The organism is Pseudomonas sp. LBUM1663 (assembly GCF_059695905.1).
Genome location: NZ_CP166792.1, coordinates 2,064,699 through 2,085,907, shown reverse-complemented (window position 1 = coordinate 2,085,907; position 21,209 = coordinate 2,064,699). Strand labels below are relative to the sequence as shown.

Sequence of the window (21,209 nt, the reverse complement as noted above, 5' to 3'; positions counted from 1 at the left end):
AAGGAGACTTTCATGCGCCCTGCGTTTTACGCCCTCGACACCTTCCCCGCCCTAGCCAACCTGGCGGCTCACTGGCAACTGATGCAACAAGAACTGCTGGATTTGCAGGCCCCGCTGCTGGATATCGACCGTACCGACAAGGATCACCAGCAAGTTCACGGCGAAGTCATCGCGCACCTGAATCAGGGCGGCCGCTATGGCTGGCTCAAGGGTTGGGGGGATGCCGGCGGCAATCGTGACTGGGTGCAATTCCCTCTGGTGTTCAGGGATCAGCCGATCGCCCCGGCCCTGGCCGCGCTGCCCAGGACGCTGGCGCTGCTGAGTGCCGTGAGCGGGGTGAAAGTGGCGGCTCTGGCGCGTCTGGAAGCGCATTCATGGCTGAGCACCCACCGTCACCCCGAGGTGCTGGATGAGGGGTTGTTGCAAATGCACTTGACCCTGAGCGCCGCGTCCGACCGCAACTACGCCTACCTCAACGTCGCGGGGGAATTTCATCAGCACCATTGCGGCGCGGCCGTGATCTTCGACGGTTCCCAGGATCACTTTGTGGTCAATGCCAGCGATGCGCCTCGAACGATTCTTTACCTGGAGTTTGAACAGGCACGCCTGGCCCTCGACACCGGTGTGCAGTAGCGACAAAAAAAGGGCTCATCATTCGACGAGCCCTCAAGATTCCAGTGATCGCAGACGGTTAGCGGGTCTTGTCGCCCGCGGCTTCGAGCAAGCGGTCGGCGAGAATCCGCACGATCCAGAACGCGGTCACGGCCGCCGCTGCATTGACCTGGTCTGTACCGGCATTTCTCTGGAAATCGGTCTCCAGGCTGTCGACGTGGGCCGACAGATCGAAGCGTCCATGAAGGCGCTCCGGTGGTTTCCCCAAAGTGCTGTGCAAAGAGTCGCTGACCATGCCAATCGCTTGTCTGAACGCCTGGCACTGGGCGGGATCGAGGTAACCATCGCCCTGGACCAGACTCCGCCAACTGTCCGCAGAAAAGCCATTGTCAGCATGTTCCGAACTCATTTCAGCCGTCCTCCGCCCTCACCGCCAGCCTCAGCGCCGCCCCCAGCCCCGGCCCCGGCCGCAGGTGTGCCAAACGTTTCCGGGTGGCTGTCCATGAACTGGCCGATCATCTCCAGCAACTCCTTGAGCTTGTCGTCCTGAGACACCTGGCCGCCGCCATCGTCGGTAGGGCTGATGGACTTATCCAGCGAACCTTCGCCCAGGCTTTTCAACAGGGAATTGGCCTGCTCTTCGACGCCAGAGCCACCGTCAGCACCCCCGGTGCCTGAGGCGCCCTTCGCCCCGCCAAGCCCTGAAACGCCGCCGTTTTCGGCGGATTTATTGCCATCGGCACCCTTGGAACCGTCGCCACCGAGAATCTTCTCGAACAGCGCCATCAGCACCTGGGTCAGAACGTCCTTGGCCGATCCGCCACCCGTACCATCGGCGGATTTCTCGTCCTCGCCGGACGCGTCGTCTTCCCCCTTGAGGCTTTTCAGCAAGTCTTCACCGGAATTCTTGTCGGCACCGGTAGCACCGCCAGAACCGCCACCACCGCCGGCCTTGTCCGAGGACGACCCCAACAACATGTCGGCCAGCATGCCGGCGAGTTCCTGAAGTCCCGACTGGCCGCTCGTGGCGCCTTTGGCACCTTGCTCAGGCGCCGCGCCACCGCCCGCGAGGCCTACAAGACTCTGTGATGAACCGGAAAGTACACTCATGTCTGCCATTTGCTTCGCACCTCACTTCTGAAGTTGTCCGAAAGCGACCACCCTCGTCGCTATACCTGTTGGCTAATGATCCGGCAGCACGCTCCGGAAATTCCAAAGGTTCACCGTCACTGAGTGGTCCACGGGGCCAGGTGGTTCCTTCGAGCGTCAGCTGATTACTCGGGCGAGTTCGGTGCGTGTGGCTTGCGCCTGTACGATGAAACCCTGGACGAGGTCGCAAAACCTCTGCTCGTCAAGTTGCGCCAGCGCATGTTGGGTGCACAGGCGCACATCCTGTTGGTCCAGAGCCAGCCAGCAGCCACGCAGGTTGGCCACATCAAAGTTCATGCTCAGGAGGCGTTGCATGTTATTCGGCCCAGGGCGCAAACCTCCCAGTCGACAATGCAAGATGACACCGTCGCTGTGGTCCGGGACCTCGATGACAACCGCCTGCTGCTGCGCACTGTCATTCAACGCGCACACGCCATCTTGAAGGTTTAAAGGAACACCCAGTTGCGCGCCCAAATGGGCAATGAAGCGCTGGATGTCCGGTCGGGAGTTCGCCATGTAATGCTCCTCAGGTTGAAGTCGCCAAGCTGATGCCGGCTTGCAGCCTGAGTGGAGAGAACAGGGAGGAGAGTTCCGCCCTGAACAATTTTTCTGGCGTCAGGACTTCAACCCGGCCAGCGACAACAGTTGAGAAACCAACGATTGGAGCTGAGCGCTTTGGCAGGTGTGGTCCAGCTCGTGCCAGACCACAAACGTTCGCCGGCTATCGAGACAGATGTAGTAGCCCTCGTACGATTCGGCGTTTTCAAAACGTCGTTTAAGCGTTTCCGAAAACAGGTCAGGACGCTGCGCCTGACGCTCGATATTGAGCATCAATGCCCAGCCAAGACTTTCCTCGCGGCAGACAAACTCGATACCCGGCGCCCATTGCCATTTGCTCGCGCGTTTTTCACTCACCTGGTTAAGGAAGCGCTGCTGATCACTCATTTGCAGGGTAGATTCAGTCATTGAGAGATACCGTACTGTATTCGCCACCTCCGTCACGCAGTACCGGAGACCACCACACGCTCAACCCTGGGATGTCGGCCTCGTAGGGCGGACAGTTTTGCGCCGTACAGGAACTGTCCGGCGCAACAGCACAACCATTCAAACAAAGCAGACTGATCACCAGGACTGCGGCATGGGAAAACTTCATAGCTTCACCTTCCTTGTTTGTTTTTTGAACACCCTACTCTGTCGCGGAGCAACGTTTATGGACCACGCGCCCCGTCACCGGGGCGTCGCGTTACTGTGTCTTGCTGTACCCACCCTCAGCGTTCGGGCAACATCGACATCCGTGCCGGGGCACCGGGGGTCGAAGGCACTGCCACGGGCCGCGTGGCGACGAAAATCTCTGTCGATTCACCCGGCTGGATCTGAAATTGGGGGGCAGCAGTAACCGCCAGTGTTTGCGGCCCCGCGCACATCGTTGGCGAAAGGTATTGCGGTTTGTCGCTGATGTTTTTGATCACACCCACCGCCACCGTAAATCGCTCCGCGCTGAACCACTGCACTCGCTCTCGATCCAGTGCAAACGAAGCGCTCACTCTGCACACATCGCGCAGCGCGACGCCGGAAGATGCCGGTTTGATGTTGCTGGAAATCCGCCCCCGGACCAAGTCAGCAAACGTCGTACCGATTTGCGCGCGTAAATCCGCTGCTTGCCCCGGTTGTCTGCCCGATGCCAGTGCGCTGTCCAGCTGAGCACGATTTTCGCTGGCGACGTAGCGTGACGGGTCGACCTGATCACCGATCAGCCGAGGGGTCAGAATAAACAAGCGCTCGCGCCGGGACACTTCGCGTCGCGTCGATGAAAACAACGACCCGATCAGCGGCAGTTTTCCCAGGAATGGCACTTGGTCCTTATGGTCGCCGCGCTCATCGACATGGAAGCCGCCGATGACCAGCGAGCGGTTCTCACTGACCACCGCCTGCGTGCTGACCGTGCCGCGCTTTACCGTCGGGGTTTGCTGGTCGGCTTGTTGTTCCAGCTGTCCGTCTTCGATGTCGACAATCAACTGAAAACGGTTGTGCTGTTCCCCAGGAATCGTGCGGGGAATCACCTGCAGGCTGGTGCCCGCCGTGATGGGCATGATGTCGGCGACACGCTCACCAGTGGCAGTGATGTATTGGGTGCGACTGAAGTCGATCACCGCGGGCTGGTTTTCCAGGGTCAACACCGAAGGACGGGCGATTACCGAGGCGACGCCCTGCCCCTCCAGCGCCTGGATATCGGCATAAAAGCGATCAAAGTCGCGAATGAACAACGTCGACGAGCCGCTGCCAAGCAACGAGCTGCCAAAGTCCACGCCACCGGCTCGAGCCGACCAGCGAGAACCGAGGCTCTGTAACTGACTGCGGTCGATATCGAGAATGATGGCGTCGATTTCCACTAGGTTACTGGGCAGGTCCAATTGCTCAATCAACTGCTGGTACTGCGCGCGTTTTTCCGGATCGTCGTAAATCAACACGGCGTTATTGCGCACATCCGCCGCCACACGGCGCTTGCCACCGCCTCCGGTGACGGGTTTGCTGCCGGACTGACCGTTGGCGGCCCCGGCAGCCAGATTCATGATTTTGCCCCGGGCCATATCGGCCATCCCTTGCAACGCCTCGACATTGGCTCTGGGATTTTGAGCCGACGGTATGGGCGACCGCTGGCTGTCCAACAGGCCTTCAAGAATGCCGGCCACGCCGGGGACAGTGATTTGCTGTTCGCGGTAGGTGATATGCCGGTTGGACACGGCGGCATAGCGCAGTGGAAACATCATCACCTGCTGCTTTTCATCGGGCTTGACCTTTTCCTTGCTGAAGCTGCGGATAAACTCCACATAACGCGCCGGCCCGCTGACCAGTACCACGCCTTCATCAGGTAGCTCGCCCCAGCCGAAACGTTTGTCCAGCAGGCCTATATCGGTCAATGCCTGCTTCAGATCCGGGGCGGCGTCGGCTGACACTTCCAGACGCTGGGACACTTGCGCCGATTGCGGACTCACGTACAGCTTGCCGTTGTAGAGGAACCACTGGAACTGATGCTCCAGCGCCAGGCGGTCAAGAAACGCCTCGGCGTTGGGCGCGCGAAGCTTGGCGTCCACCACGCCGCTGACGCCTCGCATGCTCAGACCGACGCCATAGGCATCGGCGAAGTCTTTGAGGACGGTTTCCAGCGGGGTTTGCGAGGCTTCATAGCCGTACGCCGACTGGCGCCAGTCTTCGGGCACCACGGCCTCTACCGGCCAGGACAAAACCGCCAACAGCGAAAACCCGCAGAGTTGCTTAAACATAAGGGCTTCCCAAGGTTGGGCGATGAACCGGACGAGACGGTGCAGTGCTGCGTTCAAGCATCACTCCCCAGACATCCCATTGATTGGCCAATTCTTCGAGGGCAGCGAGAATCACTGCCACATCGACAAATGTCAGGTAACGCATCAGGCACAGCCTCCGCTCCACCGGGTCAAGCGCCAGGGCTGCGCTGAAACGCCCGAGGCTGGGGCCGGACAGGTGCAACGCCGCCTCCAGTCCGGCATCGTCTCCTCGCCATGCAACACTCAGCACTGCAATGCACACCACGCCGCCTGGACGCCGCTGCAACCGAAACGATGCCTGATCGATCAACAACTTCAACTCGCTGTCGCCACTGTCAAGCCAGTGCAATAAGCTCAACTTCAGCTCAGCGGATTTCATTGATGATTGCCTTTGCCAGGTTGTGCTTGACCACGATCTCCTGGTTGGCAGCCCAACTGGCCGTTGAGGATTGGCGAATGGCGGAGTTGAAGGCGTGCCAGTCATCCGGGGAAAACGCATCCATATTGGTCGCGGCAGTGCCCAAGTCCTTTTGTGCCTGCTCAAAGTTGTTGTCGAGGCGGCGGCGCAGAGCGTCGGCAGAAATCATCGTAATTACTCCAGGTCCGAGAACTACTCACTGAGTGGCGCTTCGCGAGAGTTGGTTCCATGGCATCAATCAATCGTGTGATCGACCGTTCCTTCCGGCCAGAAGGCTTGTGTGAGCGCGTTCCAGCTCAGGCTGAACTCGCCTTGTTCGGTGCGCAGACAAAGCATCTGCGGGGGCAACAACGGGTCAGCACGCAAGGTCCACGCCGCACTGGCCTGCTGCAACCTCTCGGTGGCCGGTTCGAACCAATCTGGATGGCAATAAAGCACGGCGGCGTCATCTTCCGGCTGCGCGGCGAGGAGTTGCTGCACCAGGGCACTGATGCGCGCTCCGTCCGTTTGCTCTGCCAGCAACTGGTGCAACGCAGTACCCACGAGCGCTTCCGCCGTGGCGGTGATGTTTTCCCACATCCGCCGGCGTTGAAGCTGCCAGTTCTCCAAAAGCGCATCGGCCTGGCGCCAGACCTCCGCGACGGCCTCACTCTGCGCATCTTCACGCAAACGATCGGCTTCAACGCGCGCACTCTCCAGCAGCGCATCGGCCTGCGCCTGCGCGGTCACCAGCAACTGCTCGGCGAGCACACTGTCGCTGAGAATCTCGCGACGTAACACCAGGCCGTCAGGCAGAACCTGAAGTCGACTGAGGGTCAGGCTGCGATGGGTCAGCATGGGGCGGTCCTTCTGCAAATAGAGTAATGGCGTACCACGCAACCGCTTGCCACAAGGCTTCCAGCCGCGACGCGGGCAAATTGTCGAAAGCAACGCACTCGGCACCTTCGATCCGGCGACGGTCAAAATGCAGGCGCAGGCGCTGCCAGACTGGCTCGCCCACCCAGGCGCGCAACAGGCGCAAACCTTGCACGTGCGCAGCGCTGTCACGCCATTGCGCCGGCAACCAGCGCCCCGGCTGTAATGCCCTGCCCAGCCGGCGGCACCAAATCAGGTCAGCGGCGTCGAGGTCTGTCTCTCGCAGCGGATCATTGCCCGCACACACCTGCACCACCAGATTCAAGACACGCGACCACTGCGCTGTGTTCAAACGCAGCAACGGCAACAAGTTGGCTTGAGGTGTCGGCGGTAAAGTCGCCGTGATGCCCACGTATCGATCGAGTCCTGCACTCGGGTGGCGTTGCAGCCATGCCCAAAGCTCAGGCCGCACCAGCACGTCACCCAAACACCAACTCGAATCGGCGACGCGTGCTCCGCTCACCCACCACTGCACCCACGCCAGCGCCTGCTCATCGCTGATGTTGATCAAACTCATGAGGGATCGGGCGGCGGACGATTCGTCTCGCCGGTGGCACCCGTCAGGCGTTTGCGCCAGGCCGGGTTGATGGCGACCAGCCCGCCGAGCAGCATCAACAACGCAACAGCACACAGGCCCCCGATCCACTGCCAGAATTGCAGACGCTCAGGCGTCAGGCTGAAGGGACCAATGTTGATGAGCTCCTCGGTTTCCAGATAGTCCTGTGCAGGCACGAAGATCACGGCAAGCTTCTTGTCATCGGCGCCATTCATGCCGGGAATACTGCTGGCCACCATGCGGCGGATGCGCGGCAATACGCTATCGGGGTCCAGCTCAGCCCGGTGCTTGATGAACACGGCGGCGGAGGCCGGCATTACCGGTTCACCCGGTGCAATTCGCTCGGGCAGCACTACGTGTACTCGCGCGACCACCACGCCATCGATCTGCGACAGTGTCTGCTCCAGTTCCTGGGACAGCGCGTAAAGATACCGGGCACGTTCTTCGAGCGGCGAGGAAATGACACCTTCCTTGCGGAACACATCACCCAGGCTCGAACGCGAACGGCGAGGCAGACCGACAGCCTCGAGGATGCGAACGGCTCGAGACAAGTCGCCCGTCGCTACCAGCACTGCCACGCCATTTTTGTCCAAACGTTTTTGCACATCGATATGCTTGTTTGCCAGCTCAGCCAGTACTTCGTTAGCGTCCTGTTCGGACAAGCCACGATGCAACTCCATACGCTCGCCGCAGCCCGTCAACAGCAAGATCATCAAGGCCATCTCGATCGGCCTGAATACCTTGGGATGCATGGTCACGCCTTATTGAAGACTTGTGAGTTTTTCCACGCTCTGCGTCGCCTTGCTCACCAGCTTGGCGCTGAGCAGGCTTTCCAGATAGAACGACGACAGCGATCGGTTGGCCTGTAGCGCCTGCTGCGGGTCAATGGACCGAGCGGCTCGTTGCAAATCCCGATTCGCTTTCTCGCCATCTTTCAGCAAGCTGGTCGATGCCTGAGCAATCGACGATTTTGCCGATTCCTCATGCACGGGGCGACTCGCGCCCTGCTGCATCTGCACATTGAACCAGGCAATGTCCGCCTGGGCAGGAGCTGCGCTCGGCACCGCTTCGGAACCAGATAGACCCGAGTGGTTAGCTGTTACCCCTGAAATCGCCATTCACGCTCTCCTGCCAGGACAAAATTTCACAGTCAGCTGCGGTAGCTGGTTGCACTCTGTTGAGTCAGCACCGACAGCACATTGCCGGCGGTAATGCTGGCATCGGTCTTCAACGTGTTGCCGGCGCCGCCATTGGCAAAGTTCTGCTCGGCATCGGGAAACAAGCCGCCCAGTGAATTGCCTTGGGCGCTGTCTTTGACTTCGGCCTTGATCATGTTGATCGCTTTCTGGAACTGTTCGCTTTCGCCGCGAGACATGAACTGATCGCCTTCGGACAACTCACCCATCCAGTCCTTGGACTTGCCATCCGGCTTGCCAAACTCCTCGGGGTGCATGTCCATGAAGCGCGAAACTTCCTTGAGGACATCTTTGTCGTCGTTCGAAAATTCCATCTCCCCGCGCCCGTCCCGCGCGGCGTCGCCGGTAGGCTTGAGCAAATTGTCGAGTTTCTCCTCGCCCAGGCTGCCCAACAGCGCCGATAGCAGCGCCTGGATGTCATCCGAGCCGCCAGCGTCGCCAGCCTTCTGCTTCTGGTCCCAGCCACCGTTGTTATTGGTGCCGAGGCCTTTGGTGTCTTGAGTGCCGCCGCCAAGGATGTCCTTGATCAGTCCTTCCAACCCCTTGGTGAATGCCTTGGTTTCATTGGCATCAAGGTAGTTGTCCTCGCCGAGCTCATCACGCCAGTTACGAACTTTGCCATTGGCGTCGTCGGGTTTTCCGAACTCGCTAGGGCTCTTGTCCATGTAATCAGCAATCATGCCCAGCAATGGATTTTTCGCATCGCCGATCGTGGAGCCACTCCCGGATTTCTTGAACAAGGCGTCGCCTAACAAAGACGCAATCTGACCCGCTGCACCATCGGAACTGCTTTTGAAATCCGACATATTGGAAGCAGTGCCCAGGCTGGCTTGAAAAGTAGCGCCTTGGGGCATGTTTATCGAATTAGCATTCATAGACTCACTCCTGATTGACTGCGCAAGCCTTCGCCCCCTCGACTAATGTCGAGGGGGCGGGACCTATTAGTAGTTGATCGCCTTGCCGTTTTGCTGAGCAGCGTTTTGCGCTTTAGTTGCAGAGTCTTGATAGGCGGAAGAAATACCGTTAACGGTATCGGTCATCATCTTGTTGGACTGGGCTTCTGCGTTCATCGTGGTAGTTGCAGCGGCAGTGGCGTCCATCTTTGTCATTGCTGCCATCGAAGCGCCAAGGGATGCGGCACCGGCCATAGTTATTCTCCTGATCATCGATAATGGTTTGAACACCGGATTGATGCTCGAAGATTGAGTGGCCTGTTTTCCAAAGCAGTTCCATGGTTAACGGCAAATAGCTTGATTACATTTCATGGGGGCACACCGATGCTCTTAGCTAGAGCTCGGAGCAGTCGATGCTCAGGGTTTTTATTCGGTGGTAGAGGGTTCGGCGTGGGATTCCCAGCTCGTTGACCACCGCGTCGATGCATTTGGGGTGACGGGTCAGGCAATCCTGTATCAGGGCTTTTTCAAACAGCCGTAAATAGCTTTTAAGATTCTCGGCGCCCTCGAAGTCAGGCTCGTCATTCTCCGTCTGGATCGGTGGCATGCCCAATACAAAGCGTTCGGCGGCGCATTTCAACTCTCGAATATTTCCCGACCACCGATGGCAGAGCAGTTGTTTAAGCAGGTGGGGGTCGGGATCCGGGATGGGTTGGTGGTGGCGTTTGGCGGCTTCATGCACGAAGCGCTGGAACAGCGGCTGGATGTGGTGCAACTCCGAACGCAAGGTCGGTAGCAGCACCTTGATGACGTTCAGCCGAAAGAAGAGATCTCGGCGAAACTTGCCCTCTTCCACCAGTTTTTCCAGCGGTGTCTGGGTGGCGACGATCACTCGCAGATCCAGGGGCACAAAACGTGTCGAACCCAGTCGCTCAATGCCGCGCATCTCCAGCACCCTTAGGAGTTTGGCCTGGAGCAACAACGGCATGCTGTCGATCTCGTCGAGATACAGGGTGCCGTGATTGGACGCTTCGATGTAACCGGCCCGGGATTTTGAAGCGCCGGTATAGGCGCCGGCGATCACTCCGAACAATTCACTTTCGGCCAATTGTTCGGGAATTGCTGCGCAATTCAACGCGATCAATGGCCCCTCACGCCGGGATAGCTTATGGATGCATCTGGCGAGCGTGTCTTTGCCGGTTCCGGTTTCCCCCTGCAATACCATGTCAACCTTGAGTGGCGCAGCCTTGCGTATGAAATGTTGCAACGCACCTATGATGTCGAGGACTTCATGTTCGAGTGTTGGCGCGAGATCGTGCGGCAGCTCCCCAGTCATTTCCCCCCCCCGATTATAATTGCCGTCACTTGGATCGAGGAATACCGAACCCTGCGTCACGCACCGGTCCGCCAGTGCAAAAACACGGAGCAGCAGTTGCTCGAGGTATTCCTGTTTCACCATGATTTTATTTTTAGAGTACTCACACCAGACATCGTCCAGGAATCAGGTATGGGAGCTGTCAATTGATCGTTAATGTCATGTAAATGAACAACTGGATGAACGACGAAAAGGAAATGTCAAAGATGCTTAAGGGGATTTCCTGTACGACGTAAATTCAACGGGGTGAAACAAGTATGCTCACCAAATAACCTGCCGTTGAATCATCCCAACAGACCGACCAGCGTTTTTCTGAGCAGGAGGGGCGACAGCGGCTTATACAGTAAAGGTATACCCGTTTCAGTAGCCTTCCGTAGTCGTTCAGGCGCGGTATCACCCGTAACCAACAAGGCCGGTACGTCATGTTCGTAATAGTCTCTGAGCAAGCGGATGACATCACCGCCACTGAAACCTTCGCGCAAACGGTAATCACAAATGATGGCGTCTGGGGTCTGTGTTCCCAGTTGTTTTGCCTGATCGAGCGTTTCGACTGTAAAACATTCACACCCCCATCCTTTCAACAAGAGATACATGCCTAGCCTGACCGCTTCGTCATCGTCGATGACCAGCATGTATTTGCCCCTGAGCTGCTGATCATTAATATCAAGTTGATGTGACGGCTCATCCACAGCAGAAAGGCTGCCGCTGACAAGCGGATCGACCAGCGGCGCAATCACCCGGAAAATACTGCCCCTGCCCAACCTCGAGTTGAGTGAGAGCTGATGACCCAGCGATCGGATAAGCCCATCCGTAATCGCCAGCCCCAACCCCAGCCCCTTTCGCCGGTCCCTTTCCGGGTTGCCCAACTGGTAGAACTCACGAAATATATTAAGTTGCTGCGCAGGCTCAATTCCGATGCCGGTGTCATAGATTTCGATCAGCACTTCACCGCCACGTCGTCTGCAGGCAATCAGTATTCCGCCGATATCGGTGTAACGAATCGCATTGGAGATCAAATTGCGCAGGATAAGTTCCAGTAAGGCCGCGTCGGAGCGGACCGTTAGTCGAGTTTCCCGGCAGCGATAAATCAATCCTTTTGAATCCGCTTGAGGCGCCAGTTCATTTTCCAGTTTGTTCAACAACGGCTGTAACTGACACTCGCGAAACCTGGCCTCTATCACGCCTGCTTCAATGCGTGAAAAATCCAGCAGTGTGTTAAGCATTTCGGCAGAAGCTAACGCGGCGGCGCTTGCGTTGTCGAGTATCTGCCGTTGGCTGGGCGTCAGATTGCTGCGCGAAAGCACTTCCAGAAACAACCCCAGCGCGTGAATGGGTTGACGCAGGTCGTGGCTGGCGGACGCAAGGAACTTGGACTTGGCCAGGTTTGCCTCTTCCGCTTGATCTCGCGCTTGTGCGGCGGTTTCCGATTCAGATTTGAGATTGGCAATCAGTCCAAGGTTCTGAAAGCGCAAAGCAATGGATTCACGCAGAGAACGCCGGTAAGTTCTCGCCTGGCCGAACTGTGCCCCTACATACAAAGGGCATGCGACGGCCAAGACAAGGTAAGCACTGTCGCCTTCAAGCCAGAGTTTTGTGGCCACCAATACCAGCATGGGCAACACCAGCGAAAGATAAACCGCAATGATCGGCGATAGCAGCGAAACGGCGTTGCCGCTAATCGCGGCCATCAGCGAAATCAGCAAGATTCTCTCGGCTAACGTTGCACTGTCGAAACTGATCCATACCAGCGCTCCCCAGGAAAGGCCCTCGAGAATCTTGTTAAGCACCAGCGTTCTCTGAATGCTTTTTAGATAGGTGTCATCCCAACCGATGAAGCAATGCCGCAACATGTGATGCGAGTACATGACGCCACTGAGGCGGATCACCAGAAAAGTCACAAACCAAATCACTAACAGCAGGTTGTCGCCAGGGTGATACAGCGCCCACAAAAGCATGCACGCCAACAACATTCCGACAACAATCGACTCGCGCACGCCCGTCAGTATCAACCGCAACTGCTCGGAGAACATTGAGATTTCATCCTGCTCCGAGTTCAACGAATGAGCCCAAGCTGGCGAGCTGCATACGTGGCTTCGGAACGGCTCGAGACTCGCAGAGTCGCTAGCATCGCCTGCACATGCCCGCGAACCGTGTGCTCCGACAGATCAAGCCTTCTGCCGATCATTTTGTTCGACAAACCCTGACAAAGGAGATCAAGCACTTCGCACTGCCGCGGCGTGAGCCTCGGTCGGTTCGATTCATTACTTACAAGATTCGATGGCGTCGAGGCGTTGCCATCTTCGAGAAGTGCACGTACGAGCTCCAGCATCCGCTCGGCTTTCTCCGTTTTAGAAATGAACGCCGCGGCCCCGTGTTCAACGGCTTCTTTGACTGACTGCGGCAGATCAAATGCAGAGACAACAACAATGGGCGTCAGCGGCCATTTACGTTTCAGCGACCCGATACCCTCGAGCCCGCTCACCCCTTGCAACTGCACGTCAAGCAACACCAGCGCAGGTACGCAACCTTCGAGCCGAAGCGCTTCCTGGAGCGTTCCAGCTTCGAACACGCGCATATTCTCCAGCCCCGTTTCCAGCACCATTGCTATGCCCGAACGGAACAATGCGTGGTCATCAATGAGAAGTATCGAAGTTGTATTCATAGCCGTATGAATAGCGCGTCCGCTCGCAACCAGCAAGCGCTTAGATATAGTCCTTATGGACTATATAAATTTCTCGACAGCTGCCCTACCTTAAAGAAATTTCTTTTTATAACAACCAAATACCCAGCAGTCGAAAGGGGGTCAATTCAGGTGTCGAGTTCACGCGGGTGCGCATTGTAGACATCTTTTCCTCGGCTTATTCATCGAACGTATTTGGGTTCCGGAGGTACGCGAGAAGATTATTGAAAACTATTATTCCAAAGTGACCCCCACGCAATAAAACCCGCAACTCCGGCAGTGGAGAGAGGTGGTTTCGCAAACAGGGTGTCGAAGACATTTCACAAAGACTGGTTGTTACGCAACGGCCTGGCACACTGCGCCCTAATACGAAGCGAGTGACACTTCTCGACAGCGCGATTTATAACAGATGTCGGTAACCATATGATGGATGCACTACCCCTGGCTAATGATGCGATAAATACGGCCGCCACTTTTTTTATCCGGGCTTAGACCGTCATTTTTTTAGAGCATGACAATCCCCACCCGTCTGTAGAGGCCGCTTCATCGCAGTACAAAAAAACCGGCCACATCACTGCCACATTGGCCGGTTTTTTATGCATCAATCATCAACAGAGGTTCCGAGCGCCCGCGCGCTGTCCAGATGCTTGGTGCTACTTGGGGGTGATCAAATGCAGCACACCTCCCTCCAGCAACATCAACCCCGTCACACCTTCCGCACTCAGCCCTTGCCGATCCACTCGTTGCACGTCTCGCAACTCCACCCGGACCCGCGTCAGTGCCACCAGTTGCTGCGATTTGAGGTTCTCCAGCCCCCCCAAGGCAGTCACGATGCCCTGTGCCAGACCAGAAGCCGGCCGGGTAGACCCCGGCGAATTGTCCACGATTAGATCCGGGGTCAAGGCTTTCCAAAACGCTCGTTGCATTTTTTCGAACATGCTCAGTTCTCCAGAACCAGTGAGGTATCGACTGTGGACACTTGATACACGCGTAAGGTTTCGCGCACCTGTCCGGCACTTTCCAGGCCCAGCACTTGCTGGGCGATGGCCTGGCAGTCCACCAGGTCCAGCTCACGAACAGCTGCCTTGATCGCCGGAATCAACGGCACGCTCACTGACAGCTCATCCACCCCAAGCCCCAGTAACAGCGGCACGGCCAATGTCTCGGAGGCCATGGCGCCGCACACACCGACCCATTTACCGTGGGCGTGCGCGGCCTTTACGGTGCTGGCAATCAAGCGCAGTACCGCCGGATGAAAGCTGTCGGCCTGACTGGCCAGACGCGGGTGATCGCGGTCCATGGCCAGGGTGTATTGCGTGAGATCGTTGGTGCCAATGGAAAAAAAATCCACCTCGGGCGCAAACAGATCAGCCATCAGTGCCGCCGCCGGGACTTCGATCATGATGCCCAGCTTGGGCAGTTCCGTGAGGCCCAAAACCAGCGCCTCTTCTTCGAGCAGCTGCCGGGCCAGACGCAACTCCGACAGCTGCGTAACCATCGGCAGCATGATGTGCAAGCGAGCCAGTCCGGCGCTGCTCAGGATGGCCTTGAGCTGATCGCGCAACAGCTGCGGGCGCTCCAGACACAAACGAATCCCACGCATGCCGAGGAAGGGGTTGGTTTCGCTGTCCATCGGCACGTAGGCCAGCGGTTTGTCGCCGCCGACATCCAGGGTGCGCACCACCAGATTGCGAGTCGGCCCGAGTGCCTTGGCGATCGCGCTGTAGGTGGACGCCTGCTCGTCATGGCTCGGCGCATGGTTGCGATCCAGATAAAGAAACTCCGAACGGAGCAAACCGACACCCTCGCCTCCCAGCGCCATGGCTTGCTCGGTTTCTACCAGCGAAGCGATGTTTGCCGTCACTTCAAAACGGTGACCGTCGCGGGTGCAGGCGGCCAGCGTTGCGTGGGCCAACTCATGCTGCCGGCGTTGCTGTTGAAGCTGGCGCCTGGCTTGCAGCTGTTCGATGGCCTGCAGATCCGGATCCAGCTGCAATTCGCCCTTGTCGGCATCGAGCAACACCTGGGTTCCGTTGACCAGCGCCAGCAATTGCACCGGCAGCCCGCAGATCGCCGGCAAACCGAACGCCCGGGCGAGGATCGCGACATGGCTGGTGGCGCCGCCACCGACCGTGGCGAACCCCAGTACCTTGCGAGTATCGAGCCCGGCAGTCTGCGACGGCGTCAGTTGTTCGGCGATCAGGATCGCCCCTTCAGGCAGCTTCATCGCCTGATCCCGTACACCGAGGATCAGTTTGAGCACCCGCTGGCTCACATCGGCGAGGTCCGCCGCCCGCTCCGCGAGCAAGGCGTTACCCAGGCTTTTGAACAAGGTGGCTGCCGACTCGGTGGCCGCGCGCCAGGCGAACCCGGCGCTTTTGCCTTCATCGATCAGCACGTGAGCCACTTCCAGCAAACCCGGGTCTTCGAGCAGTTCCTGATGCGCCTTGAAGATGTCGGACTGCGCGTCGCCAATGGCGTTGTCACGCAACTGTTGCAGGGCCACCAGCGCCTCGGCCAGGGCGCGAGACAGGTGATCGCGTTCCACCTGCGGTGTGGCGCCGAGCTCATTCACTTCCAGGTTTTGTTCGGCGATCTGTACCACTTGGCCAAACGCCGATCCGGGAGATGCACAAACCCCGCGCAGCACCGTCAGCGATGAAGCCTCGACCACATTCACCTCAACCTGCATCGGGCCCGCAACCCCTTCACCGCATCCAGTCAGCAGCAGTTCGGTCAGTGTCTTGATCGCCGCTTCCGCATCCGGGCCGGCCGCACTGACCTGCATGACATCACCGTGCGCCGTCTGCAACGCCATGATCGCCACCAGGGATTTCGCGTTCGCACTCTCCTGTTTTTTATGCAGGTAAATGCTTGCCGAAAAACCTTTCGCCGCTTGTGCGAACACCGCTGCCGGACGAGCGTGCAAACCGTTCGGGTTGGCCAGTGTCACCGGTTTGGAAAACACTGCGTCGGCTTCTTCCGATAGCGGCGCATCGGTTGACTGCTCGACCGGGCTCAAACTCAGGAGCGGCTGGCCACTGTCTACCAGACCCGTTTCCGGCGTCAGCCAGGTGAACGGCTCACCGCTGACCACCAGCATCAGTGTCAGCAGACTGCGGGCGTTCAACGCAACGAAATCGGCATCGAACTCGATGAGCGCCTGCCCGACGTCAACCTGCTGGCCCTCCTTGACCAGCCGGGTGAACCCCTTGCCTGCCAGGTTCACCGTGTCGAGGCCGATGTGCATCAACACCTGCACACCCTGTTCGTCGGTGATGGTGATGGCGTGCCCACTGGCCTGCACATTGCTGACAACCCCGGCCAACGGCGCGCACAAGGTATTTGAGGTCGGATCGATGCACAGCCCATCGCCGATAACGCGGCTGGAAAACACCGGATCGGGCACGAGGTCCAGTGGCATCAATACGCCGGACAACGGGGCGTGCAGTTGCAGTTGTTGGGGTGTGGCCATGACGTCACCTGCTGTTTTGTTCTTTGAAGTGCCGATGGAGCGCGAGGCTCCGACAGCATCGCTTATTTCCACCAATACTCGACCTGCAATCCGACATTCGAACCGTGCCGCGCAGTACCGAATGAGCCGGTATCGGACAATGCCGAACCCGCCGCCAGTTCATTGGCCGCGCGTTTGGCCGCCTCGTTCCAGCTGGCATAGGTGTAATACAGACGCACCTCCGGTCGCGCCCAGAATTCCGGGCCTTTGGGCGACCACGTCGGGGCGAAGGTGAACTTGCTCAGCTTGCGTGTGCCGCCCTCGGCTTCGACCTGATCGTGACCCAGTTCGGCGACCAGTTTGAACTGCTCGGTAATCGCATACGCCGGGCGAATCCCCAGGGAGACCCAGTTCTGATCGGCACCGTCCGGGCGAATGTCTTTCTGGTAAACCGCCTCGACTTGCCCACCGAACCGCGGTGTCACTTGCCAGTCGAAAAACTCCACCAACCGATAGCTTTTGTTGCTGTCGTCCAGTTTTACGTTACCGGTATAGCCCAACCCGGTGCCGGGACCTTCGCCATACTGGAAGGCCAGTTTGTTCTTGCCGCCCAGGAAGCCTTTCTGCACATGCTGGGTGGTGATTGCCCAGCCGCGGTGGGCATCGCGGCTGTCGGGTTTGTCGATGTAACTCAGGCCGAATTCCAGTTCGCCGCCGGGGTTGGTGTTGAAACCGGCGACGTTGAAATCGTGACGATTGATGTAGTCCTTCTGGTACAGGTTGTCCTTGCGCGAAAAGGCATAGCTGTATTTCAGATCGCCGATCAGCACGTCTTCGATACCGCCGCCCGTGGCGCTCTGGTTCCAGTAGTAGAAGTCGGAAATGTGGATGTCATTCCGCTTGTAGTAACGCCGCCCGGCCCACAGCGAACCGCCGTTGAGGCTCGGCATGTTCGACCACTGGGCGTACATCTGCGGCATGCGTACTGAGCCATTATCGCCGTTGAACGTCAGGTCCTTGTCGTACTGGTTATACAGCGACGCCATGCCGTCGACGCTCAGCACCGAACCATCGTCCAGGGTGTAAAGGTCCTGGCGTAGTTCGAGTTCGGCGTACTGCTCGCATTCGTTGCCCAAGCGGTATTTGGTCTGCGCACCGGGCAGTTGGAAACACTGCTGTTTTCCACTGTTGACCGATGTCCCGACGCCGCTGCGCAAATAACCGCCGAACTCCAGGGCCTGCGCCGACAATGGCAACGCCAGGCATACGCTCGCAGCGGCAAGGCTGCGATTTAGTGTTGATTTCAAGAACCACCCCATTATTTTTATTGTGTTGTTCCGCAAATTCGGCGCGCAAAACTCCCCCGCGCAGCGTTCTGCGTGTTTTTTAAAGTCGGTGTTTTTTAGTAGTCGGTCAGTCGGTCAGGTGCAGAACGAACGACTCATAGGGCCTTAAAGAAATCTGCCGGTTTCGCGGCGGACAGTCCGGGTAGTTGCTGATCACCAAGCGTTGAGCCATCGCTTCGCTGATCACGTCATCCGTCAGTTCGACTTCGCACGGCGTACCGTAGAAGTTGTTCAATATCAGCAAACGCTCGCCATGACCTTCACGCACATACGCCCAGATTTGCGGGTGCTCCGGCAGCAATTGCCGATAGACGCCATCGGACATCAGCGCTTCGCTGCGGCGCAGGGCAATCAACTGACGGTAGTGATGCAGCACGGAGTTCGGGTCGTCGAGCTGGGTGGCGACGTTGATCTGCGTCACGTTGGCCGACACGCCAATCCAGGGTTCTGCAGCGCTGAACCCTGCGTTCGGCTCGGCGTTCCAGTGCATTGGTGTACGGCCGTTGTCCCGGGACTTCTGCATGATCGCCGCCATGTTGTCGGCATCGGTCGCACCGGCTTCACGCTTTAGGCGGAATATGTTCAGCGTTTCGACATCGCGGTACTGATCGATGTGATCAAACCCCGGATTGGTCATGCCCAGCTCTTCGCCCTGATACACAAACGGTGTGCCCTGAAGGAAGTGCAGCGCGGTGCCAAGCATTTTCGCCGACACCACACGATGCTCGCCGTCATGGCCAAAACGCGAGACCACTCGCGGTTGGTCGTGGTTACACCAGAACAGCGCGTTCCAGCCACCGCCAGCTTGCATGCCGGTCTGCCAGTCCGAGAGGATGCGCTTGAGTTCCAGGAAGTCGAAGTCGGCACGAATCCACTTCTGCAGGTTCGGGTAATCGACCTTCAGGTGATGGAAGTTGAAGGTCATCGACAGTTCTTTCGATTCCGGTTTCGAATAGCGAATGCAGTGTTCGAGACGGGTGGACGACATCTCGCCGACATTGATCAGGTCGTGACCTTCGAAGACTTCCCGGTGCATCTGCTGCAAGTACTCATGCACGTTGGGGCCGTCGGTGTAGAAGCGTCGACCGTCGGTGTTGTCCTCAGGGAAGTCCGCTGGTTTGGAGATCAGGTTGATCACATCCAGACGGAAACCACCCACGCCTTTATCGCGCCAGAAACGCATCATTTTGAAGACTTCGGCGCGCACCTTCGGGTTGTCCCAATTCAGGTCGGCCTGGGTGTGATCGAACAGGTGCAGGAAGTACTGACCGGTCTGCGCCTCGTATTCCCAAGCGGAACCGCCGAACTTGGATTCCCAGTTGTTTGGCTGATCGCGCCAGATGTAAAAGTCGCGGTACGGGTTGTCGAGGCTGCTACGGGCCTGCTGGAACCAGGCGTGTTCGATCGAGGTGTGGTTGACCACGATATCGAGCATCAACTTGATCCCGCGCTTGCCCGCCTCGGCAATCAGCAACTCGCAATCGGCCATTGTCCCGTAGCTCGGGTCGATGGCGTAGTAATCGCTGATGTCATAACCGTTGTCGCGCTGGGGCGAACGCAGGAACGGCGTGATCCACAGGCAATCGACACCCAGCCATTGCAGGTAATCAAGCTTGGCCACGACGCCGAGCAAATCACCCGTGGGGTTGCCGGCGTGGCTGTGAAAACTCTTCGGGTAGATCTGGTAGATCACCGAACGTTGCCAGTCTTGCATGGCGCTATTCCTCAAATAGTTTTTGTACTGGCCTTTGGAGCCTGTCAGGCAACACGATACCCCGGCCGCACAATCTTCATGCTCAACCCACAGGTCAGAACAAACGGCACAACCATGGCGATGACCATCCCGGTCACGAACACCGGGATGAACTGCGGAATGATCGAGATGAAACCGGGCAAGCCACCGACACCGATGGCCGAGGCCTGGACCTTGTTCAGCGACAGGAAGATGCAACCCAGCGCCGAGCCGCACAGGGCCGCATAGAACGGAAACTTGTAGCGCAGGTTGACCCCGAACATGGCCGGCTCGGTGATGCCGAAATAGGCGGAAATCGCCGAGGTCGAGGCCATGCTTTTGTCTCGCACATTGCGGGTCATGTAGAACACCGCCAGTGCCGCGCTGCCCTGGGCGAGGTTGGACATGACGATCATCGGCCAGATGAACGTGCCGCCCTGGGTGGAAATCAGCTGCAAGTCGACCGCGAGGAACATGTGGTGCATGCCGGTGATCACCAGCGGCGCGTAGAGCAGCCCGAAAATCGCCCCGCCGACCATCGGCGCGAGGTCAAACAGCATGACCACGCCTTCGGTGATGAGAATCCCCAGATGCCGGGTCACCGGGCCGATCACGGCCAACGCCAACACGCCAGTGACAACGATGGTGGTAATCGGCACCACCAGCAACTGCACGGCATTCGGCACCCGCGCCCGCAGCCACTTCTCGATGACGCTCATCACATAGGCCGCCAGCAGGATCGGCAGGATTTGTCCCTGGTAACCCACCTTCTCGATCTGGAACAGCCCGAGGATGTCGAAGTACGGCAGGCTCTGACCGTCCAGCCCGGCCACCGCTTTGCCGTAGTTCCAGGCGTTGAGCAGGTCCGGGTGAACCAGCATCAGGCCGAGCACGATGCCGAGGATTTCGCTGCCACCGAACCGCTTGGCCGCCGACCAGCCCACCAGCGCCGGGAGAAACACGAAAGACGTGTTGGCCATCAGGTTGATCAGGCTCCAGAGCCCGTCGAGTTTCGGGTAGGCGTCCAGCAGGGTCTGGCCTTCGATGAACATGCCCTTGGCGCCGATCAGGTTGTTGATGCCCATCAACAACCCCGCAATGATCAACGCCGGCAGGATCGGCATGAACACGTCGGAAAACACCCGCACCAGACGCTGCATGGCGTTTATCTTGTCGGCACTTTTTTGTTTAACGTCGGCGATGGTTGAGGCTGCGAGACCCGTTTGACGGCGCAGTTCGGCGTACACCTTTTCAACCTCGCCGGGGCCGATGACCACCTGGAACACGCCACCGGTGAAGAACGAGCCTTTCACCAGGTCGATCTGATTCAGCGTGGCGCTGTCAACCAGGCTTGGGTCCTTGAGGGCCAGGCGCAGGCGCGTGACGCAGTGCGCGGCCTGCTCTAGGTTGTCGCTGCCACCGAGGCTTTGCAGCAGCTCGCAGGCGATGTTCGGATAGTCGTGGCTCATGCTTTTCTTCCGCTGTAGTTTTTTGTTTTTGGCAGCACGCCGACGTGAAAAGTACTCGTCTGTACGAGTTAAAGCAATATCTCGTACAGACGAGTTACATTTTTTCTTCTAC

General features: G+C 58.2%; 21 protein-coding genes and 1 pseudogene. 1 reads left to right on the top strand and 21 read right to left on the bottom strand.

Annotated elements, in window-relative coordinates; translation table 11 throughout:
• The first annotated feature begins 12 nt into the window (after window positions 1–12).
• Window positions 13–633 carry an aspartyl/asparaginyl beta-hydroxylase domain-containing protein gene (locus ACA075_RS09460; protein WP_497298231.1) on the top strand — a complete coding sequence of 207 codons (621 nt, stop codon included), beginning with the start codon at window positions 13–15 and terminating at the stop codon, window positions 631–633.
• A 58-nt stretch (window positions 634–691) separates the two neighbouring features.
• On the opposite strand, the gene ACA075_RS09455 is transcribed toward ACA075_RS09460, so the two are convergent.
• The 21 genes and pseudogenes from ACA075_RS09455 to treP all read right to left on the bottom strand — a co-directional run bounded on the left by ACA075_RS09455 (window position 692) and on the right by treP (window position 21,097).
• Window positions 692–1,021 (bottom strand): HrpW-specific chaperone, encoded by a 330-nt coding sequence (locus ACA075_RS09455; protein ID WP_497298230.1) that lies wholly within the window; start codon window positions 1,019–1,021, stop codon window positions 692–694.
• Window positions 1,018–1,731: a hypothetical protein gene (locus tag ACA075_RS09450; protein ID WP_497298229.1), complete on the bottom strand. Its 714-nt coding sequence runs from the start codon at window positions 1,729–1,731 to the stop codon at window positions 1,018–1,020. The genes ACA075_RS09455 and ACA075_RS09450 overlap by 4 nt, the downstream gene beginning before the upstream one ends.
• Window positions 1,732–1,878: 147 nt before the next feature.
• Window positions 1,879–2,277 carry a type III secretion system chaperone gene (locus tag ACA075_RS09445; protein WP_497298228.1) on the bottom strand — a complete coding sequence of 133 codons (399 nt, stop codon included), beginning with the start codon at window positions 2,275–2,277 and terminating at the stop codon, window positions 1,879–1,881.
• A 99-nt stretch (window positions 2,278–2,376) separates the two neighbouring features.
• Window positions 2,377–2,727, bottom strand: coding sequence for a negative regulator of hrp expression HrpV (locus ACA075_RS09440; protein ID WP_497298227.1), 351 nt, complete (start codon window positions 2,725–2,727; stop codon window positions 2,377–2,379).
• Between the two features lie 302 nt (window positions 2,728–3,029).
• Window positions 3,030–5,042 (bottom strand): type III secretion system outer membrane ring subunit SctC, encoded by a 2,013-nt coding sequence (gene sctC / locus ACA075_RS09435; protein WP_497298226.1) that lies wholly within the window; start codon window positions 5,040–5,042, stop codon window positions 3,030–3,032.
• The gene (locus tag ACA075_RS09430; protein ID WP_497298225.1) at window positions 5,035–5,442 is read right to left on the bottom strand and encodes a type III secretion system chaperone; all 408 of its coding nucleotides are present in this window, start codon (window positions 5,440–5,442) and stop codon (window positions 5,035–5,037) included. The genes sctC and ACA075_RS09430 overlap by 8 nt, the downstream gene beginning before the upstream one ends.
• Complete coding sequence (locus tag ACA075_RS09425) at window positions 5,429–5,650, bottom strand: serine kinase (protein ID WP_427632282.1); 222 nt, start codon at window positions 5,648–5,650, stop codon at window positions 5,429–5,431. The genes ACA075_RS09430 and ACA075_RS09425 overlap by 14 nt, the downstream gene beginning before the upstream one ends.
• 65 nt (window positions 5,651–5,715) lie before the next feature.
• Window positions 5,716–6,318, bottom strand: a complete 603-nt coding sequence (gene sctL, locus ACA075_RS09420) for a type III secretion system stator protein SctL (RefSeq protein ID WP_497298224.1) — start codon at window positions 6,316–6,318, stop codon at window positions 5,716–5,718.
• Window positions 6,269–6,913: a hypothetical protein gene (locus ACA075_RS09415; RefSeq protein ID WP_497298223.1), complete on the bottom strand. Its 645-nt coding sequence runs from the start codon at window positions 6,911–6,913 to the stop codon at window positions 6,269–6,271. Before ACA075_RS09415 ends, sctL begins: the two co-directional genes overlap by 50 nt.
• Complete coding sequence (gene sctJ / locus ACA075_RS09410) at window positions 6,910–7,704, bottom strand: type III secretion system inner membrane ring lipoprotein SctJ (protein WP_497298222.1); 795 nt, start codon at window positions 7,702–7,704, stop codon at window positions 6,910–6,912. The genes ACA075_RS09415 and sctJ overlap by 4 nt, the downstream gene beginning before the upstream one ends.
• 9 nt (window positions 7,705–7,713) lie before the next feature.
• Window positions 7,714–8,070 (bottom strand): type III secretion system inner rod subunit SctI, encoded by a 357-nt coding sequence (sctI, locus tag ACA075_RS09405; RefSeq protein WP_497298221.1) that lies wholly within the window; start codon window positions 8,068–8,070, stop codon window positions 7,714–7,716.
• A gap of 32 nt (window positions 8,071–8,102) precedes the next feature.
• Window positions 8,103–9,023: a DNA-binding protein gene (locus ACA075_RS09400; protein WP_497298220.1), complete on the bottom strand. Its 921-nt coding sequence runs from the start codon at window positions 9,021–9,023 to the stop codon at window positions 8,103–8,105.
• Window positions 9,024–9,089: 66 nt separating this feature from the next.
• Window positions 9,090–9,365 (bottom strand): annotated as a pseudogene (locus ACA075_RS09395) (type III secretion system major pilin HrpA); the annotation flags it as partial.
• Window positions 9,366–9,435: 70 nt separating this feature from the next.
• On the bottom strand, window positions 9,436–10,377 hold the full coding sequence (locus ACA075_RS09390) for a sigma 54-interacting transcriptional regulator (protein WP_497299218.1): 942 nt from the start codon (window positions 10,375–10,377) through the stop codon (window positions 9,436–9,438).
• Between the two features lie 323 nt (window positions 10,378–10,700).
• A complete protein-coding gene (locus ACA075_RS09385; RefSeq protein ID WP_497298219.1) occupies window positions 10,701–12,446 on the bottom strand; it encodes an ATP-binding response regulator in 1,746 nt (581 codons plus the stop codon).
• A 23-nt stretch (window positions 12,447–12,469) separates the two neighbouring features.
• Entirely contained in the window at window positions 12,470–13,078 is a 609-nt protein-coding gene (locus tag ACA075_RS09380; protein ID WP_497298218.1) for a response regulator, read from the bottom strand.
• 671 nt (window positions 13,079–13,749) lie between these two features.
• Entirely contained in the window at window positions 13,750–14,034 is a 285-nt protein-coding gene (locus ACA075_RS09375; RefSeq protein WP_497298217.1) for a PTS sugar transporter subunit IIB, read from the bottom strand.
• A gap of 2 nt (window positions 14,035–14,036) precedes the next feature.
• Window positions 14,037–16,571 carry a phosphoenolpyruvate--protein phosphotransferase gene (gene ptsP, locus ACA075_RS09370; RefSeq protein WP_497298216.1) on the bottom strand — a complete coding sequence of 845 codons (2,535 nt, stop codon included), beginning with the start codon at window positions 16,569–16,571 and terminating at the stop codon, window positions 14,037–14,039.
• A 62-nt stretch (window positions 16,572–16,633) separates the two neighbouring features.
• The gene (locus ACA075_RS09365) at window positions 16,634–17,857 is read right to left on the bottom strand and encodes a maltoporin (RefSeq protein WP_497298215.1); all 1,224 of its coding nucleotides are present in this window, start codon (window positions 17,855–17,857) and stop codon (window positions 16,634–16,636) included.
• A gap of 106 nt (window positions 17,858–17,963) precedes the next feature.
• A complete protein-coding gene (treC, locus tag ACA075_RS09360) occupies window positions 17,964–19,610 on the bottom strand; it encodes an alpha,alpha-phosphotrehalase (protein ID WP_497298214.1) in 1,647 nt (548 codons plus the stop codon).
• A 44-nt stretch (window positions 19,611–19,654) separates the two neighbouring features.
• Window positions 19,655–21,097 (bottom strand): PTS system trehalose-specific EIIBC component, encoded by a 1,443-nt coding sequence (gene treP, locus ACA075_RS09355; protein ID WP_497298213.1) that lies wholly within the window; start codon window positions 21,095–21,097, stop codon window positions 19,655–19,657.
• Window positions 21,098–21,209: the final 112 nt, after the last annotated feature.

Bases quoted from the DNA above. Each gene is read 5' to 3' on its own strand.
- ptsP (WP_497298216.1), bottom strand. From the start codon at position 16,571: ATGGCCACACCCCAACAACTGCAACTGCACGCCCCGTTGTCCGGCGTA.
- sctJ (WP_497298222.1), bottom strand. From the start codon at position 7,704: ATGCATCCCAAGGTATTCAGGCCGATCGAGATGGCCTTGATGATCTTG.
- ACA075_RS09375 (WP_497298217.1), bottom strand. From the start codon at position 14,034: ATGTTCGAAAAAATGCAACGAGCGTTTTGGAAAGCCTTGACCCCGGAT.
- ACA075_RS09430 (WP_497298225.1), bottom strand. From the start codon at position 5,442: ATGAAATCCGCTGAGCTGAAGTTGAGCTTATTGCACTGGCTTGACAGT.
- ACA075_RS09440 (WP_497298227.1), bottom strand. From the start codon at position 2,727: ATGACTGAATCTACCCTGCAAATGAGTGATCAGCAGCGCTTCCTTAAC.
- ACA075_RS09445 (WP_497298228.1), bottom strand. From the start codon at position 2,277: ATGGCGAACTCCCGACCGGACATCCAGCGCTTCATTGCCCATTTGGGC.
- sctC (WP_497298226.1), bottom strand. From the start codon at position 5,042: ATGTTTAAGCAACTCTGCGGGTTTTCGCTGTTGGCGGTTTTGTCCTGG.
- ACA075_RS09400 (WP_497298220.1), bottom strand. From the start codon at position 9,023: ATGAATGCTAATTCGATAAACATGCCCCAAGGCGCTACTTTTCAAGCC.
- sctI (WP_497298221.1), bottom strand. From the start codon at position 8,070: ATGGCGATTTCAGGGGTAACAGCTAACCACTCGGGTCTATCTGGTTCC.
- treC (WP_497298214.1), bottom strand. From the start codon at position 19,610: ATGCAAGACTGGCAACGTTCGGTGATCTACCAGATCTACCCGAAGAGT.
- ACA075_RS09380 (WP_497298218.1), bottom strand. From the start codon at position 13,078: ATGAATACAACTTCGATACTTCTCATTGATGACCACGCATTGTTCCGT.
- treP (WP_497298213.1), bottom strand. From the start codon at position 21,097: ATGAGCCACGACTATCCGAACATCGCCTGCGAGCTGCTGCAAAGCCTC.
- ACA075_RS09425 (WP_427632282.1), bottom strand. From the start codon at position 5,650: ATGATTTCTGCCGACGCTCTGCGCCGCCGCCTCGACAACAACTTTGAG.
- sctL (WP_497298224.1), bottom strand. From the start codon at position 6,318: ATGCTGACCCATCGCAGCCTGACCCTCAGTCGACTTCAGGTTCTGCCT.
- ACA075_RS09385 (WP_497298219.1), bottom strand. From the start codon at position 12,446: ATGTTCTCCGAGCAGTTGCGGTTGATACTGACGGGCGTGCGCGAGTCG.
- ACA075_RS09460 (WP_497298231.1), top strand. From the start codon at position 13: ATGCGCCCTGCGTTTTACGCCCTCGACACCTTCCCCGCCCTAGCCAAC.
- ACA075_RS09455 (WP_497298230.1), bottom strand. From the start codon at position 1,021: ATGAGTTCGGAACATGCTGACAATGGCTTTTCTGCGGACAGTTGGCGG.
- ACA075_RS09415 (WP_497298223.1), bottom strand. From the start codon at position 6,913: ATGAGTTTGATCAACATCAGCGATGAGCAGGCGCTGGCGTGGGTGCAG.
- ACA075_RS09390 (WP_497299218.1), bottom strand. From the start codon at position 10,377: ATGACTGGGGAGCTGCCGCACGATCTCGCGCCAACACTCGAACATGAA.
- ACA075_RS09450 (WP_497298229.1), bottom strand. From the start codon at position 1,731: ATGGCAGACATGAGTGTACTTTCCGGTTCATCACAGAGTCTTGTAGGC.